This is a genomic window from Paenibacillus sp. FW104-T2 (genome assembly GCF_058789975.1).
Map to the genome: position 1 here is coordinate 1 of NZ_JBYTCE010000032.1, position 14,361 is coordinate 14,361.

Genomic DNA, 14,361 nt, shown 5'->3' on the forward strand with positions numbered 1-14,361 from the left:
GATTTATATTTATTCAATTAATCTTATAAATAATAGTTTTACTCTAAATATCTATCGATATATCCATATAATCTCCGTTTTTCTACTATTGTCATATTAGTTAACATGAAATACAATCATCTCAATTCATTTACATAGTCTTCTGAACAAACATCACATGTTACTAACTTGAAGGAGAGTGCTAATTATGAGTAAACATTCAAATCTTCGTCCCTGGGCAGTATGGAGTACTGCTGCTTTAACCGCTCTGACCATCTCTTTGTCCCCGGTCGGAACTTATGCTGCTCAAGCAGCTACTGTAGAAGTGAGCGGAACAACAAGTGCGGTACAGTCCACTTCGCCTAGTACTCCAGCACGGAATACATCCATTCCTGCCTTGCCTCAATCCTCCAAACAATCTGCATTACCTAATGTACTTGTCATTGGAACAGGCGGAACGATTGCCGGTCAATCCGAGGATGCAACCAGCTTCCAAAATTACAAGGCAGGCACACTCCCCATTGAAGAAATGGTGGATGCGCTTCCCGACAAACAGAAGATAGCGGATGTTAACACACTTCAATTCGGCAACTCAGGTTCTGGTTCATATACAATGGCAGATCTATACGATCTATCCCTTACCGTAGATAAGGCACTTGCACAGTATGACAGTGTCGTGGTTACGACAGGTACGGATACCATGGAGGAGATCGCTTATTTCCTTGACATGACGGTGCAGAGCGATAAGCCTGTGGTGATTACCGGCTCCATGCGACCATGGACCGTTATCGGTTCAGATGCCCAAGCGAACCTGTACAATGCCATCAAACTTGCGGGCAGCGGACGCACTACCTCGTTCGGAACGGTATTGATGCTGAACGACACGATTCAGCTTGCACGTGGTGTAACCAAAACGAATGACTATCGTACGGATACATTTGAGACGCCAATGCTGGGTGCTGTTGGTTACATCGATGAAGAGAATATCCGAATCTACCGTGCTCCGGCACGCGCACTGAAGCCTGAAGGCACAGCCAAGCCAGCATTTGATCTGAGCAAGATTACGAAGGCTGATCTGGCGAAAGTCGAAATTGCTATCTCCTATCAGGAAGCTGGCGGGGAAGCGATCGAAGGTTTCGTACGCGGCGGAGCCAAAGGAATTGTAACCTCCGGTACCGGAGCAGGCGGCATCTCCAGAGCAATGGGACAAGCCCGCACGAAAGCGATTGAAGAGGGCGTCATCTTCGTAACCACGACCCGTACAGGTTCAGGAAGCGTATATGGCGGCGGCAACGGTGTCATTGCCGGGGACAACCTCAGCCCTCAACAGGCACGTATTTTGCTCATGCTCGGCCTGTCGTTCAGTGATGATTTTGAAACGATTAAAAAATGGTTTGAAACATACGGTACACCTGAAGTTTAATAGCTCTCATACTTTTATCCTTATTTTATAAAATGGCAAAAAAGAGATGAACCCGGGCCCTGTGATCAGGGATGTGTTCATCTCTTTTTTGCGTTTTCAATTGTGTGTATTACTTTCTCTGATTCATTTCAAATATTTAATTAAATAATACTTAAAAAGATAAAAAATCAAAAGAACTAACACTGCAATAAGTACAAAATAAACGGGTACTATTAAAAAAGGCGTGTATATGTTAAGAAAATGAAATACGAAACCTGAGATCAGAAGCAAAGAAAGAAAAATGAATAAAGGTCTCAATTTAACACCTCTACATATAGAAATTTATAACTCCTTTTATACAATATTACCATAAAATTTCCTGAAAGGTAGTTATGACACCTTCTTCACTAATAATAAATTCATATTTAGATAAGATCTCAATAAAAAATCATTCTTAACGATCAATATTTTTCAAACTAAAAAAACTCCGACAGAATCAAGAATTTCCTCACTAACACAAGACCGTGAGATCATGATTCATCGGAGTTTGATCTTTAGAAAATTTCCACTTCTACTTCACCCAGGCCAGCGCCAAGCCATCATAATCCGGCAGCATGGTGGTGACAAGGCGCGGGTCACTCGCCATCTGCTCATTGAAACGACGCACAGCCAGAACAGCAGGACCCTGCTTGTCCGGATTCAGCGTACGACCACGCAGGAAACAATTATCGCCTACAATAACAGCACCCGGTCGGGCCAGCTTAATGGCATAATCGAGATATACCGGATAATTCTCCTTATCTGCGTCAATAAAGAAGAAATCGAATGTGCGACCTTCCTGTTCCAATTGCTTCAGGCTTTCTGCCGCCGGGCCAATGCGATACTCTACCTTTTCGCCGAAGCCACCTTCCTCCAGATGCCCACGAGCCATCGCCGCGTATTCTTCTTTCAACTCCAGCGACGTCAGAGTTCCCCCTTCCCTCATGCCGCGAGCAAGGCAAACTCCGCTGTAACCGCCCAATACGCCGATTTCCAGCACAGCCTCTGCCTTTGATGTCTTGGCGAGAAACGTAAGCAAACGGCCATAAGCCGGTGCAACCGACACCTCCGGCATGTTGTTTGAACGGATGGCCTCTTTCACCTTTAATAACAGCTCATCCTCTTGAAATAATTGATTTACATATTCGTCAGGGGTAAGATTCACCACGTATATCCTCCTTGGACACTTGGACTGCTTTCCTTATGGATGCCAATGTTCTATAATGAATGTTTGTTATCAACACAGGCGGTTAGACTACAGTATCACCTGCTTCTTAGCGAGCTAGTGCTCACCGCATTTCTCATTGTAAGTTTTTTCACGGAATGCGGCAAGGCCGCACCGTTACTATACAGCTGGATGAAGGCATCGTCCTCTTCCGCTTGAAATGGAGTTGAAATGAAACACATGGCTCAATTGCAATTAATTGCGACCTCAGCAATGGGACTTGAGGCTGTTGTAGCTCGGGAATTGAAACAGCTGGGGTATGAGGATGTTACGGTCGAGAACGGCCGGGTTGTATTTACTGGAGATTATATTGATATTTGCCGCTGTAACTTGTGGCTGAGAAGTTCTGACCGTGTCCTTATCAAGATGGGTGAATTCCCGGCAACCACATTTGACGAATTGTTTGAAGGTACCAAGGCACTCCCTTGGGAAGAATGGATCCCGGCGAACGGAGAATTCCCTGTCGAAGGCCGCTCCCACAAATCCCAACTGAGCAGCGTTCCTGCCTCCCAAGGTATCGTGAAAAAAGCGATCGTGGAGAAGCTGAAGCTGACGCATAACACCGAATGGTTCCCCGAGAACGGGGCTCGTTATGTCATTGAAGTGATTTTGCTGAATGACCGCGCCCTGCTTACACTCGACACGACTGGACCAGGACTTCACAAACGGGGTTATCGTAAACTGGTGACTGAGGCTCCGCTGAAAGAAACACTCGCCGCAGCGCTTATCCAGCTCAGCCGTTGGAACGTATCCCGCCCCTTCTATGATCCGTGCTGCGGTTCAGGCACCATGCTGATTGAAGCAGCCATGATCGGTTGGAACATCGCCCCGGGACTGCGCCGCTCCTTCAACTCCGAGAATTGGGATGTCATCCCTAAAGAACTGTGGGAACAGGCTCGCGAGGAGGCATTTGATGCGGTTCGTGACGATGTTCCATTGCAGATTTCGGGTAGTGATATTGACCCTGAAGCGATCGAGGTAGCGCAGGCAGCAATCAAGAGTGCGGGATTTGCCAAGGATATTGAAGTCAGCGTACTGCCTGCACACCGCGCAAGACCTCAAGGACAGTATGGTGTAATTATCACCAATCCGCCATATGGTGAACGCCTGAGCGAAGAGAAGGACGTCTTGAAGCTGATCCGCTCCTTAGGCCGCAGTTATCTCGAGATGCCGACTTGGTCCTTTTTTGCCATCACTTCAACCAAATCTTTCGAAGAAGCTTTTGGCCGTAAAGCGGATAAACGCCGCAAACTGTTTAACGGACGCATTGAGACCCAATACTACCAGTACTTGGGGCCGTTACCTCCGCGGAATTCATCACCGAAACAGTAATGATACGATTCAAACAGAACGCTCCTGCCTTCACGGCTGGGGCGTTTTTTTGTACGGTTATACAACCAACGATCTGCATGAAGCACTTCTGCTAGGGGCATAGTTGAAATGCCATGAAGGAGAGCTATAATGAATGGAGCCCTGTTTTTACACTCCGTTAACATTAAATGAACAAAACACTGCAACTGGGAGGGAACCTTGATGGTCATCTCACAGCCTACACGCAGCATGACGCCGCGTAGGCTTCTTAATCATCCACTTACGTTATATCTCATTTTTCTAGTGCTGATGCTGCTGAAACTCATGTGGCTTCATCACAACCTGCATGCCTATAACATCACCATGGGTCTCCTGGATAAAGTCATTGCCATCGGCTCTTTGCTGCTCCTGTCCTTCTGGACCTGGTGGCTGCCTAGACGGGGTATGATCTTGTCTCTTGTCGTTCTCAACCTGCTCCTCACAGCGCTGATCTATGCCGATATGGTTTATTATCGATACTTTCAGGACTTTCTAACGATCCCTGTGTTAATGCAGGCCAGACAAGTTGATGCTCTGGGTGACAGCATCGCTACGCTCATACACGCCAGTGACTTGTGGTTCTTCGCAGACTGGCTTGCCATCATTCCGTATGGGGCCATCCTGCTATTCAGCAGACGAAGTCGTATCTCCCGTTTGTCTACAACCAGTAACGGGTTGGGGAATTACTCCAATTATCGCAGCAAGAAAAGAGGCATGCGCAGACTCACTGCAGGCGGCATTGCCTTGGTGCTCGGACTGTGTCTAGCGGTGGGGCCAATCTATTTTTACAGTAAAACGTGGGCCAAGGGGCTGTTTGACAATAATTGGTGGAACGTCTCCATGTACAATGTGACCGGACTTCTCGCTTTTCATGGATATGATCTGTACAACTATGCAAAAGACCATATCGGTTCCGGTCCCGAAGCCGATCCTGCAGATGTCGAGCAAGCCACATCCTTTTTTGCTGACAGACAGAATAACGCTTCTAGTGAAAATGCCCTGTTTGGCAAGTACAAGGATAGTAATCTCATCATCGTTCAAGGAGAAGCCTTCATGAATTTCATGATCGGGCAAAGTATCGGTGGTCAGGAAATCACGCCGCATTTTAACGAACTGATGAAGGAAAGCCAATATTACATTCATTTTTATCACCAAACAGGTCAGGGCAGAACATCGGATGCCGATTTTGGAGCCAATATTTCACTCCACCCACTGCCTGTTGGATCAGCTTTTGTTCGGTACGCAAACCACGCATATGATTCTTTGCCTTCAATACTGAAGGACAATGGATACAGCACCAATGTTTTTCATGCGTACGAGAGTGGATTTTGGAACCGTTATACAATGTATCAGAACATGAACTACGACAAATTTTACAGCAAAAATGATTTTGAACAGGATGATCCACTGGGCTGGTCCCTGTCCGATGAGTCTTTTTTCAGGCAATCCGTTCAGAAGATGGACAGCGAGATTACCGAGCCGTTCTATTCCTTCCTCATCACACTCAGCAGTCATCATCCATATGCACTCCCGCAGGATAAACAGCAGCTTGATGTAGGTGAGTTCGAAGGCACGATGTTTGGTGATTATCTGCAATCCGTTCATTATGTGGATTCTGCACTGGGCAGCATGGTGGAAGATCTGAAAACCCGGGGATTATGGGACAAAACCATCTTCATGTTTTATGGGGATCACGATAATTCAATCAAAGAACAAGCGCAGTATGAGCAGTTCCTTGGACGGTCCCTGAATGAACTGGATATGGAGCAAATCATGAATGAGGTCCCGCTGCTGGTGCATCTGCCGGACGGAGCCGAAGCAGGAACCGTAGACCAACCTGCCGGACAACTGGATATCACTCCATCAGCGCTTCATTTGCTCGGCATCCCAGATGAATATTATCACATGGGGAACGACATCTATGACGGATCATCCCGAACCGTTGTATTGCGAAGTGGTGCATTCACTGACGGTTCCGTATTTTATATCCCTTCAGACGATTATATTTACGAGAACGGTTCATGTTATGATCTGTCCACCCGCAACAAGACAGACATCAGTGCGTGCAATTCCGGACATGACGAAGCTTCGAAGAGATTGCATGTGTCCGATACCGTCATAACGTATGACCTGATCCGACGATTCCGTGAAGAGAACAACAACGCAGAACCCGCATCCTAGAGGATAAGGATATCTCTTCCACTGTTGTCGTATAGTAGCTTTAAATATAAGGAGAACTTGAATCATGACAACTCAATCAGATCCATCATCTATTGAACAAAAATTATATGATGAAGCGGCGAACTTTGTGAAGCATCGCTACCCTCAGGGTTGGGGCGGTGCAGCAGCAGTTTATACCGCAGCGGGTTCGCTGTTAATCAGCGTTGCTCCGGAAGTGATCAATGATGCCACACACCTGTGCATGGAGACGGGCGCCTACCTCGAAGCACATAAATTAAACGAGAGAGTTACTCACTCCATCTGCGTGGCACGAGATGACGAACATTCTGAATTCAAAGTGCTCACTCCTTGCGGGGTGTGTCAGGAACGTTTATTTTTCTGGGGTGAAGATGTCAAAGCCGCTGTATATGACCCGGATGGAAGGTTAATCTATAAAAGACTGGACGAAATCCAGCCTTACCACTGGTCCCAGGCATACCGAGATAAATAGTGATATAATTCCGCTTCTTTATGTAATTCAAGTATTCAGGTACTTCCGAATCGAGCATTTCCACCTTTAATTACCACAAAAGTGTTAAGCGTGCAGCCCACTGCATGTTTAGCACTTCTTTTTTTGGACCAGCCCGATACCTGCCTTGCGTTATTTAGAAAGTCGCTTTATAATTGTAACTAAAATAGTTTCATTTATATGGAGGTTTAAAAAGAATGATTATTGAAATATGGTCTGACTTTATGTGTCCTTTCTGTTATATTGGCAAACGCCGTTTGGAAAATGTATTGGCTCAGTTCCCACACCGTGATGAAGTGAAACTGCAATTCAAAAGCTTCGAGCTGGATTCTCATGCTGAACTGAACAGCGGCAAAACGAACGCGGAATATCTGGCTGCCAAATACAATATGAGCGTGGAACAGGCAAAGGGCATGAATGCTCAAATGAATGCCAATGCCCGTACGGCCGGATTGGAATATAACATTGATGAGATGATCCCAACCAACTCGTTCTCCGCTCACCGCCTGACCCACTGGGCAGATACACAAGGCAAAATGCTTGAACTCAGCGAGCGTTTGTTCAAGGCCATTTTCATAGAAGGCAAACATGCTGGTGACACTGACGTACTGATTCAACTGGCCGAGGAAGTGGGTCTGGATCGCAACGCAGCTGCCGAGGTGTTGGCCAGCAATCAATTCGCGGAGCAGGTTCGTGAAGATCAGGCTGAAGGCGAGCAATTAGGCATTCGCGGCGTGCCATTCTTCGTATTCGACCGCAAATTCGCGGTATCAGGCGCGCAGCCGGACGACGTGTTCCGTGATGCCATTCAGAAGGCGTGGGATGAGCGCTCCCCTTTCACCATGGTTGAATCCAGCACAGCTAACGCCGAGGCCGGCGGTGTGTGCACTGATGATGGATGCGAAGTACCGCAATCCGATAAACCATCCAAATAACACAAAAGCAGCAGGAGCAAGGGCAATCCCCTGAACCTGCTGCTTTTTTTCAACTTAAATCTAATTAATCCTTAGGTAAAATTCATCCATATAAAATAAATAAAAAGTCCGACCTGCCTGACGCAGGACCGGACCCTATTTATACCCTCTTTTAGAGCAGCAGCCCTACGCACATGATTAGACCGCAGAGCACAGATGATTGCTGGGAAGCTCCCATAAGGGGAAGATACGTCTCGGACGGATTAACTTTGCCCAGTGATTTATAAACCTTATACATTGGGATAACGGAAATAATCGCGACAAGACCATAAACGGGCAAAGCATGGAACACCACACTTACGATCAAAAGGACATAAGCAAGGATCGTCATCAGCTTGGATAGACGAAGCGCCCGCTCTTCCCCCCACATGACGACCAGCGTCTTCTTGCCGATTTCACGGTCCGCACGCCAGTGCAGAAAATGATGGTTAAATAGCAGCATGGTGGTCAGCATGCCGACCGGCAAGGACAGCAGCAGCGGCGCAAGCGCAAACTCTCCTGTCTGAACATAGTAGGCACCCAAAACCGGCAGAATACCGAAGGAAATAAAAATCCCGATCTCACTATAGCCTTTTCCGCGGTAGCCGAATTTAATTGGCGGTGCAACATAGAAATAAGCGATCAAAGCCCCGATCAGCGCAATAGCCAGGATCGGCCAACCGCTGACGATTGTAAGAATAAGACCACAGACCCCAGCCAGCACAAGGAATCCCCAGGTAATAGCCGCAAATTTCTTCTCGGTCATGGTTCCCGAAGTCAGAAACCCGGAGTGTGTCGAAATCGCGCCTTCTGTCTCTGTTGCTTGGGTATCGGTTCCGTTCCGATAATCCCATAGATCGTTTACCATATTGGAAAAAATATGAGCTGACACCGCGCCTACTAGCGTCAGCAAAAACAAAAGAAAATGAAATTCTTTCTGCATGGCGTAGGCAGAGATGGTGCCTAGTATTACCGGAACAACCATTACCGTTACGGAATACAGTCGAGTCATATTTTTAAATAAAGCCCAATTACTCATGATGTATTTATGCCTCCTATGATGCTAAATCTTTAACACTTTGTGACGACGTTCACATAATATTAGATTATACACCAAATTGACATTGTTGTGACAGGAAATTTTTGTTCGTTATACGACTGAATCTCTTCGGTTGCATGCGTTAAACGTTTTCCTTTATCAGAAGCATCACTTAGGCAGCATCCCTCGAACCCAAGTCGGGCAGCAATTTTGAAAGAGAGAAAAGGCCCTCTCCTTCTTGAAGAGGACCTTTCAGTTTATGGCATGGATTGCTATCCTTACTCAATCCCAAAAGAGTTGATCCGGATGCGGCCCGGTTCTTTTATCAGAATCCAAGGCATCAATCGATCTAAGTTCATCCGGCGTTAACTCAAAATCAAAAATGTCTGCATTCTCACGAATACGTTCGGGTGTAACGGACTTCGGTATGGTCACAATCTGATTTTGAATATCCCAGCGCAAAATGATCTGTGCCGGCGTCTTTCCATATTTTTGGGCAAGGCCCTTTAACGTGGATTCATTGTTCAGTTTTCCTCGCATGATGGGGCTCCAGGCTTCCAGCTGAATTCCCTGCTCCCCGCAGAAATCCTGCAGTTCCTGCTGAATCAGACCTGGATGCAGTTCCACCTGATTGACTGCAGGTACCGTTCCACCTTCATCTATGATTTCGCGCAAATGATGGATTTGGAAATTGCTCACACCAATCGCCCGTACGCTTCCTTCGCTATATAGACGTTCGAATGCTCTCCACGTCTCCTTGTACTGGTCTCTTCCCGGCCAGTGAATTAAGTATAGATCAATAACATTCAGTCCCAGTGCCTTCTGACTGGCCTCAAATGCTCTGAGCGTCGAATCGAAACCCTGATCCTCATTCCAGAGCTTGGTTGTCACGAACAGCTCATTGCGGGCAATTCCACTGCTTGCTATGGCTTGTCCCACTTCTTCTTCATTCCCGTAGACAGATGCCGTATCAATACTGCGATATCCTACTTCCAATGCGGTCTCAACCGCTTGCTGCACTTCCTTACCCTTTGCTCTATATGTTCCAAATCCTAGCCAAGGCATCGTTACCCCATTATTCAGAATCGTGCAATCTGTAATATGTTTGGTCATCCTGTACCTCCCGTATGGAATTTGGCTGCTCAAGGTTTATTAACCTTCTGACAGAAATTTAAGCGTTTCCTTATCTTCCTGTACAGGCGACCTATTTCCGGGAGATTCTTGAAAAGGCAGTATGAGAAAAAGAACCCGCAAGGCTCTATGGCATGCGGGTTCTGGTGTGACAGGATCAGCTATTGATTCCCTTGCCCGTTCTGACTCTGGATGGAGTTCAATCTTCTCTTCTCCTCAGAGAACATCTCTTCTGCCAGCTCAACACCCTGTCCTCCAAGCGAACGTTCAGCCTGAAGCATCGCCTGCTCCGTATGTGCCAATCGGCGCTCGGCCTGTTCAATGGTCTGCTCTGTTGGATGTGACATGGCCTGAGATACGGCAAAATGAAGTTTGTTCACTGCATTCTGCGCCTGAGATACGGTCGTATTCGCTTGCAAACTGGAATCATAACGCTTCGGCATGAGTATTCCTCCTTGGGATCATGTTCCTGTTACCCCTTTAGGATGGATGATGAGGTCCTGCCTTATTCTTCTTTTGCATAAACAATTTATGAATGTCATGTCGTGACTCCATTTGCACCTTCATCATCCCCATGGTTGTAACCTTCTCCTAACTCACTGAGTTTATCTCATAGATGACTTTTTTAGAAGAAAGAGGTGGTTGTTTGAAAAACCTGAGGATTCCCGTCATTATGTTGACTTTGTTATTGATAACCAGTGGCTGTGCCTCTGCAACATATGAAATAACGGGTTATACAAGTTCCTCCATTATTGCAGATATTCCAGTTCCTTCGAATGCCAAACAATTAAAAGTCACGACAGATTCAGCAAACCCCAATATCAAAATAAGTGAAACGTATGAATTGAAACATATCGGAGGTGAACAAGGCCTTTATACGCCTGCTGATTATTTTCAGAAATTACACGATGAAGGGTGGGTAGAGTTGGAGGAGAACCGAATGGGTAGTGTTCATTTCCTCAAAAAAAACGACACGGTAGTCGCTATCGAAATACATGAGGATACCTTTGAAATTCATGAAATGAAAAAAGACGCTCCCCTATAATCCTCCCTAAGTGTGTTCTTGGAACATTGAAATACTTCCAAGTTATCACTACGCACAAAAAAAGAGAGGCACGGGCCTCTCTCTCTTATTTCACGAATTTTGCGACTTTTGCCAGCACTTCTTCTTCCGTCGGCGCACTAATGTACCGACCGTTGATAAACACAAAAGCACGCTTCGCACAAGGACCACAGTACGATTTGCACCCAATCTTGATCTCCGTATCCGGAGCCATCTTCTCCAGCTTGGGTACAATCGACTTCAGTCTGATATGATTACACTTTTCGCATACGCGGATATCGTTAGCCATGAGTTCCCCTTCTTCGCAGCCTTAGTGGTCGCCGTGGTTGCCTTTGGATGGGTTCGTGATGACAAATCCTTCTTGAGGAAGGTACAGGTAGTCAATTTTAACGCCATCCAGAAGTGGTTGATCATTCTCAAGAATAACATCGATCTCTTTGTCCGTAGATACTACGGTATCGTTTTCTTTCGGCGTGTCCAGATCAAGACCGTAGTGAGCGTGGTCACCGTGAGCATGCGTGATAACTACACGAAGTTTTTTTCCTTCGTTTTCGGGCTTGTCCAGCTCCAATTTTAATACTTTGGCAGCATTACGAGTAATTTTGCAGTTCATTTCGACTTCATCTCCTATATTGTAATTGCTGGTTCCAACAATTTCAGCATTTCTAAACTCCAGCATCTATTGTAAAGAAAGTTACTCCGCTTCGCAATAACATTGATGCAAAATCAAAGGTAAACCGTATCGATTCACCTTATGATTCCTTTAGGCGCGGGAGGGTAGCACCGGATATTTACGCTCCGCACGGCTGACAAACCAGTTCATGAGCAGCAAAGTAACACCAATATCATCGATAGGCATAAAAGGCATGACATCCGGTAGAACCCAATACAGTATGACCGGGATGATGAACAGCAGTTTCTCATGCAAAGGGATCTGCGGAGCCCGCAATAGACGGGGCAGTCTCTTGAACACTTCAGTCCATCGTTTGAACGACAGCAGTCTTCTCCACTTCATGTGAATCCCTCCATATTCTTCATGAGCCAATGAAGGCGCATGATCGTATTCCACTCATTACCCTTATAAGAATGGTATGATAACCAAAAAAAAGACGGGACGCCGTCACAGCGCCCGTATGTTATATACGAAATGGGAAGCTTGAAGTTTCATGACAGGGCTTCTGTTCCGGTTTCCCCATCCGACAGCAGTTCAGCCAGCAGCAGGCCTACCTCGACACAGATATCATCAAACTGTTCAATAGGTAGTGGGTTGACGCCGAGTCCCACTTCCACCGTGAAGCCCGGCTTCCGAAACTGTTGAATGAACCAGTCCTTGTATCCCGCATCGCTTCCACCTAATTTAACGGCTTTGTAACCCGAGGCCCGTGCCAACCTGCGCGATAACGGCGCACTCTCTCTGGGCTCCAAATCACGGTAATTCCAATAGATCTCTTGCCCCTGACTGTGCAGGGAAACGACAGCAGCGAAGCTGTGTTGTTCTGTCCACTCCGCAAGTGCCTTTGCTTCTGGCTCAGATAACGGTGCCTTGCCTGCATAATCTCGGGGACCGGGTGATGTAATGCCTCTCCGTGCTGCCTCTTCCTCCCAGTGAGCCGGAAATTGATCGTTCAGATCAACTCCTCTAATATTGGCTTTCCAATGGGTAAAATGCGGACGACCGGCATTCCATGCAAGCAGCTGCTTGGCATGTGGATGTCTATTTACAACCCCCTCCTGAACGAGCTCCACTCCATCGGGATTGACCATAGGCACGACCCACAACGTCGATTCCTGCATCCAACGCTCTGTCCTGAATTGTTGCCAAGGCACGCTGTCAGTGTATGCCCTCGCATATTCTTCAACAAAACGCATGATTACCGCACTCGTAAGCCATTCATTGGCATGAACGGACGCATTAACGTGAATATGGTGAGGTCCTTCGCCAATCTTTACGTAAGGTATAGCCTTCCCCATGACGCTTGCACCAATTGTACCTGTGGAAATGAACGGATATTGCTTCTCAAGCAAAGCGACATCCCGGCTCAATTCACGGTAACCGTATTCACCCTGTAACCTGACAATAGTTTTGCCATTTGAATCCGGAATATGAATACATCGCCCACACCAATCCTCAACGTTCGCAAACTCAGGATTGGCGTCACGCAGTTCTTTTTCATTCAGGCCAAAACGTTCTGCGATCCACCCCACGTTTTCCCCAGGCTGAACAGCATATCTGCGACCGGTTCCCGGCAGGATTCGCAGCATCTGTCCAGCAAGCAAGTAGGGCTGTGCCGCTGCCTCCGGGTTCAGGGCAGCCAGCAACGCCCTCGTCATGTGGTGCGCAGAAGCAATGCGGGATAAGGTATCCCCTGACTGAACAATAATCCACTGAAGCTCCATGGTGTCTCCTTTCCCGGCGGGAGAACGCAGTTCTCCCCGTCCTATGCTCTTATTGTGCTACCCTAATATGTATGCGAACCCGGTTGTCCGTCATGTGACATGAATCACGCGAGCCTTTTCCAAGCGCTGTTCTTCGTATAAATAAAAAACCGGAGCGCAAGGGCTCCGGAATGACTGATGAGTGCAGTGGGTTAAGCTTCAACCTCAACTCCAATATGAATGGGTATTACTGCTATGTTACGTTAATCGGGTGACCTGCCACACGACAGGTGTTTTCGAGATCTGTTCTCCCAACCACTGGCGGGTAATATTCTGGAACATGCGTGGGTCTCCCGTACAGAAAAATTGATGCACCGGTGTCTCATCCCCACTTGCCAGCTTTCGTTTATCATACAAAATCGTACTGATTTCCCTCGCCGTCTCATCTGCCGAACTGATCAATTTCACTTCCTGTCCCATGACTTCCTGGATCGTTTCCATGAGAAATGGATAGTGGGTACAACCCAAAATGAGACAGTCAATTGGCTGTTGTTTGATCTGACCCAACGACTGCTCCACCGCAAGTGTTGTTTGTTCGGAACGGAATTCACCCTGCTCTACCAGAGGCACCAATGCGGGGCAAGCCTGACTGACGACATCAATATAGGGGGATAACTGCTTAAGTGCCGAAGTATATGCACCACTTCCTATCGTTCCCACTGTACCGATTACGCCAATGCGCCCTGTTCGAGTAGCCGTAATGGCAGCACGCGCCCCGGGATGGATGACCCCAATGACAGGCACATTCACCTTCGCCCGGATATAGTCAAGAGCTGCAGCCGTGGCTGTGTTACAGGCGATAACGATAACCTTCGGATCGAACTGGATCAAGAAATCAACGATTTGTTCCGTAAATTGTTTAACTTGTTCGGACGAACGGGGTCCGTACGGTGTCCGGGCAGTATCTCCAAAATAAATGATCTTTTCCCGCGGGAGCTGACGCATCACTTCCTTGGCGACGGTCAATCCCCCTACACCGGAGTCTAATATAGCGATTGCTTGCTGCACGAACACACCGCTTCCTTCTTCATTGAATTGGTTCTGATAACGATTTG

At 47.0% G+C, this 14,361-nt stretch carries 15 protein-coding genes; 6 read left to right on the forward strand and 9 right to left on the reverse strand.

Going from position 1 to position 14,361, the window contains the following annotated elements:
- Positions 1–187 precede the first annotated feature (187 nt).
- Positions 188–1,402 (forward strand): asparaginase, encoded by a 1,215-nt coding sequence (locus AC3WQ3_RS26830; protein ID WP_492474172.1) that lies wholly within the window; start codon positions 188–190, stop codon positions 1,400–1,402.
- 550 nt (positions 1,403–1,952) lie between these two features.
- Here AC3WQ3_RS26830 and AC3WQ3_RS26835 read toward each other — a convergent pair.
- Entirely contained in the window at positions 1,953–2,585 is a 633-nt protein-coding gene (locus AC3WQ3_RS26835; RefSeq protein ID WP_492474200.1) for an O-methyltransferase, read from the reverse strand.
- 240 nt (positions 2,586–2,825) lie between these two features.
- On the opposite strand from AC3WQ3_RS26835, the gene AC3WQ3_RS26840 reads away from it, so the two are divergent.
- From AC3WQ3_RS26840 to AC3WQ3_RS26855, 4 genes are all read left to right on the forward strand, one after another.
- Positions 2,826–3,977: a THUMP domain-containing class I SAM-dependent RNA methyltransferase gene (locus AC3WQ3_RS26840; protein WP_095358946.1), complete on the forward strand. Its 1,152-nt coding sequence runs from the start codon at positions 2,826–2,828 to the stop codon at positions 3,975–3,977.
- A gap of 201 nt (positions 3,978–4,178) precedes the next feature.
- The gene (locus tag AC3WQ3_RS26845) at positions 4,179–6,176 is read left to right on the forward strand and encodes an LTA synthase family protein (RefSeq protein ID WP_492474173.1); all 1,998 of its coding nucleotides are present in this window, start codon (positions 4,179–4,181) and stop codon (positions 6,174–6,176) included.
- 64 nt (positions 6,177–6,240) lie between these two features.
- On the forward strand, positions 6,241–6,666 hold the full coding sequence (locus tag AC3WQ3_RS26850) for a cytidine deaminase (RefSeq protein ID WP_154896003.1): 426 nt from the start codon (positions 6,241–6,243) through the stop codon (positions 6,664–6,666).
- A 215-nt stretch (positions 6,667–6,881) separates the two neighbouring features.
- On the forward strand, positions 6,882–7,619 hold the full coding sequence (locus tag AC3WQ3_RS26855) for a DsbA family oxidoreductase (RefSeq protein WP_492474174.1): 738 nt from the start codon (positions 6,882–6,884) through the stop codon (positions 7,617–7,619).
- A 151-nt stretch (positions 7,620–7,770) separates the two neighbouring features.
- Here AC3WQ3_RS26855 and AC3WQ3_RS26860 read toward each other — a convergent pair whose 3' ends face one another.
- The 3 genes from AC3WQ3_RS26860 to AC3WQ3_RS26870 all read right to left on the reverse strand — a co-directional run bounded on the left by AC3WQ3_RS26860 (position 7,771) and on the right by AC3WQ3_RS26870 (position 10,250).
- Positions 7,771–8,676 (reverse strand): prenyltransferase, encoded by a 906-nt coding sequence (locus AC3WQ3_RS26860; RefSeq protein WP_336779477.1) that lies wholly within the window; start codon positions 8,674–8,676, stop codon positions 7,771–7,773.
- 282 nt (positions 8,677–8,958) lie between these two features.
- The gene (locus AC3WQ3_RS26865) at positions 8,959–9,789 is read right to left on the reverse strand and encodes an aldo/keto reductase (RefSeq protein ID WP_095288052.1); all 831 of its coding nucleotides are present in this window, start codon (positions 9,787–9,789) and stop codon (positions 8,959–8,961) included.
- A 179-nt stretch (positions 9,790–9,968) separates the two neighbouring features.
- Positions 9,969–10,250, reverse strand: coding sequence for a hypothetical protein (locus AC3WQ3_RS26870; RefSeq protein WP_095358951.1), 282 nt, complete (start codon positions 10,248–10,250; stop codon positions 9,969–9,971).
- Positions 10,251–10,423: 173 nt separating this feature from the next.
- Here AC3WQ3_RS26870 and AC3WQ3_RS26875 point away from each other — a divergent pair, with 173 nt between their 5' ends.
- Positions 10,424–10,852: a hypothetical protein gene (locus AC3WQ3_RS26875; RefSeq protein WP_492474175.1), complete on the forward strand. Its 429-nt coding sequence runs from the start codon at positions 10,424–10,426 to the stop codon at positions 10,850–10,852.
- Positions 10,853–10,937: 85 nt separating this feature from the next.
- On the opposite strand, the gene AC3WQ3_RS26880 is transcribed toward AC3WQ3_RS26875, so the two are convergent.
- From AC3WQ3_RS26880 to racE, 5 genes are all read right to left on the reverse strand, one after another.
- Positions 10,938–11,159: a YuzB family protein gene (locus AC3WQ3_RS26880; RefSeq protein ID WP_095288055.1), complete on the reverse strand. Its 222-nt coding sequence runs from the start codon at positions 11,157–11,159 to the stop codon at positions 10,938–10,940.
- A gap of 21 nt (positions 11,160–11,180) precedes the next feature.
- The gene (locus AC3WQ3_RS26885) at positions 11,181–11,483 is read right to left on the reverse strand and encodes a heme biosynthesis protein HemY (RefSeq protein ID WP_095288056.1); all 303 of its coding nucleotides are present in this window, start codon (positions 11,481–11,483) and stop codon (positions 11,181–11,183) included.
- Between the two features lie 150 nt (positions 11,484–11,633).
- On the reverse strand, positions 11,634–11,885 hold the full coding sequence (locus tag AC3WQ3_RS26890; protein ID WP_095288057.1) for a hypothetical protein: 252 nt from the start codon (positions 11,883–11,885) through the stop codon (positions 11,634–11,636).
- A 149-nt stretch (positions 11,886–12,034) separates the two neighbouring features.
- Complete coding sequence (locus AC3WQ3_RS26895; protein ID WP_492474176.1) at positions 12,035–13,267, reverse strand: M14 family metallopeptidase; 1,233 nt, start codon at positions 13,265–13,267, stop codon at positions 12,035–12,037.
- A 237-nt stretch (positions 13,268–13,504) separates the two neighbouring features.
- Entirely contained in the window at positions 13,505–14,314 is an 810-nt protein-coding gene (racE, locus tag AC3WQ3_RS26900; RefSeq protein WP_095288100.1) for a glutamate racemase, read from the reverse strand.
- Between the last annotated feature and the right edge of the window lie 47 nt (positions 14,315–14,361).

Bases quoted from the DNA above. Each gene is read 5' to 3' on its own strand.
- AC3WQ3_RS26875 (WP_492474175.1), top strand. From the start codon at position 10,424: ATGACTTTTTTAGAAGAAAGAGGTGGTTGTTTGAAAAACCTGAGGATT.
- AC3WQ3_RS26895 (WP_492474176.1), bottom strand. From the start codon at position 13,267: ATGGAGCTTCAGTGGATTATTGTTCAGTCAGGGGATACCTTATCCCGC.
- AC3WQ3_RS26890 (WP_095288057.1), bottom strand. From the start codon at position 11,885: ATGAAGTGGAGAAGACTGCTGTCGTTCAAACGATGGACTGAAGTGTTC.
- AC3WQ3_RS26880 (WP_095288055.1), bottom strand. From the start codon at position 11,159: ATGGCTAACGATATCCGCGTATGCGAAAAGTGTAATCATATCAGACTG.
- AC3WQ3_RS26885 (WP_095288056.1), bottom strand. From the start codon at position 11,483: ATGAACTGCAAAATTACTCGTAATGCTGCCAAAGTATTAAAATTGGAG.
- AC3WQ3_RS26830 (WP_492474172.1), top strand. From the start codon at position 188: ATGAGTAAACATTCAAATCTTCGTCCCTGGGCAGTATGGAGTACTGCT.
- AC3WQ3_RS26855 (WP_492474174.1), top strand. From the start codon at position 6,882: ATGATTATTGAAATATGGTCTGACTTTATGTGTCCTTTCTGTTATATT.
- AC3WQ3_RS26845 (WP_492474173.1), top strand. From the start codon at position 4,179: ATGGTCATCTCACAGCCTACACGCAGCATGACGCCGCGTAGGCTTCTT.
- AC3WQ3_RS26865 (WP_095288052.1), bottom strand. From the start codon at position 9,789: ATGACCAAACATATTACAGATTGCACGATTCTGAATAATGGGGTAACG.
- AC3WQ3_RS26850 (WP_154896003.1), top strand. From the start codon at position 6,241: ATGACAACTCAATCAGATCCATCATCTATTGAACAAAAATTATATGAT.
- AC3WQ3_RS26840 (WP_095358946.1), top strand. From the start codon at position 2,826: ATGGCTCAATTGCAATTAATTGCGACCTCAGCAATGGGACTTGAGGCT.
- AC3WQ3_RS26860 (WP_336779477.1), bottom strand. From the start codon at position 8,676: ATGAGTAATTGGGCTTTATTTAAAAATATGACTCGACTGTATTCCGTA.
- AC3WQ3_RS26870 (WP_095358951.1), bottom strand. From the start codon at position 10,250: ATGCCGAAGCGTTATGATTCCAGTTTGCAAGCGAATACGACCGTATCT.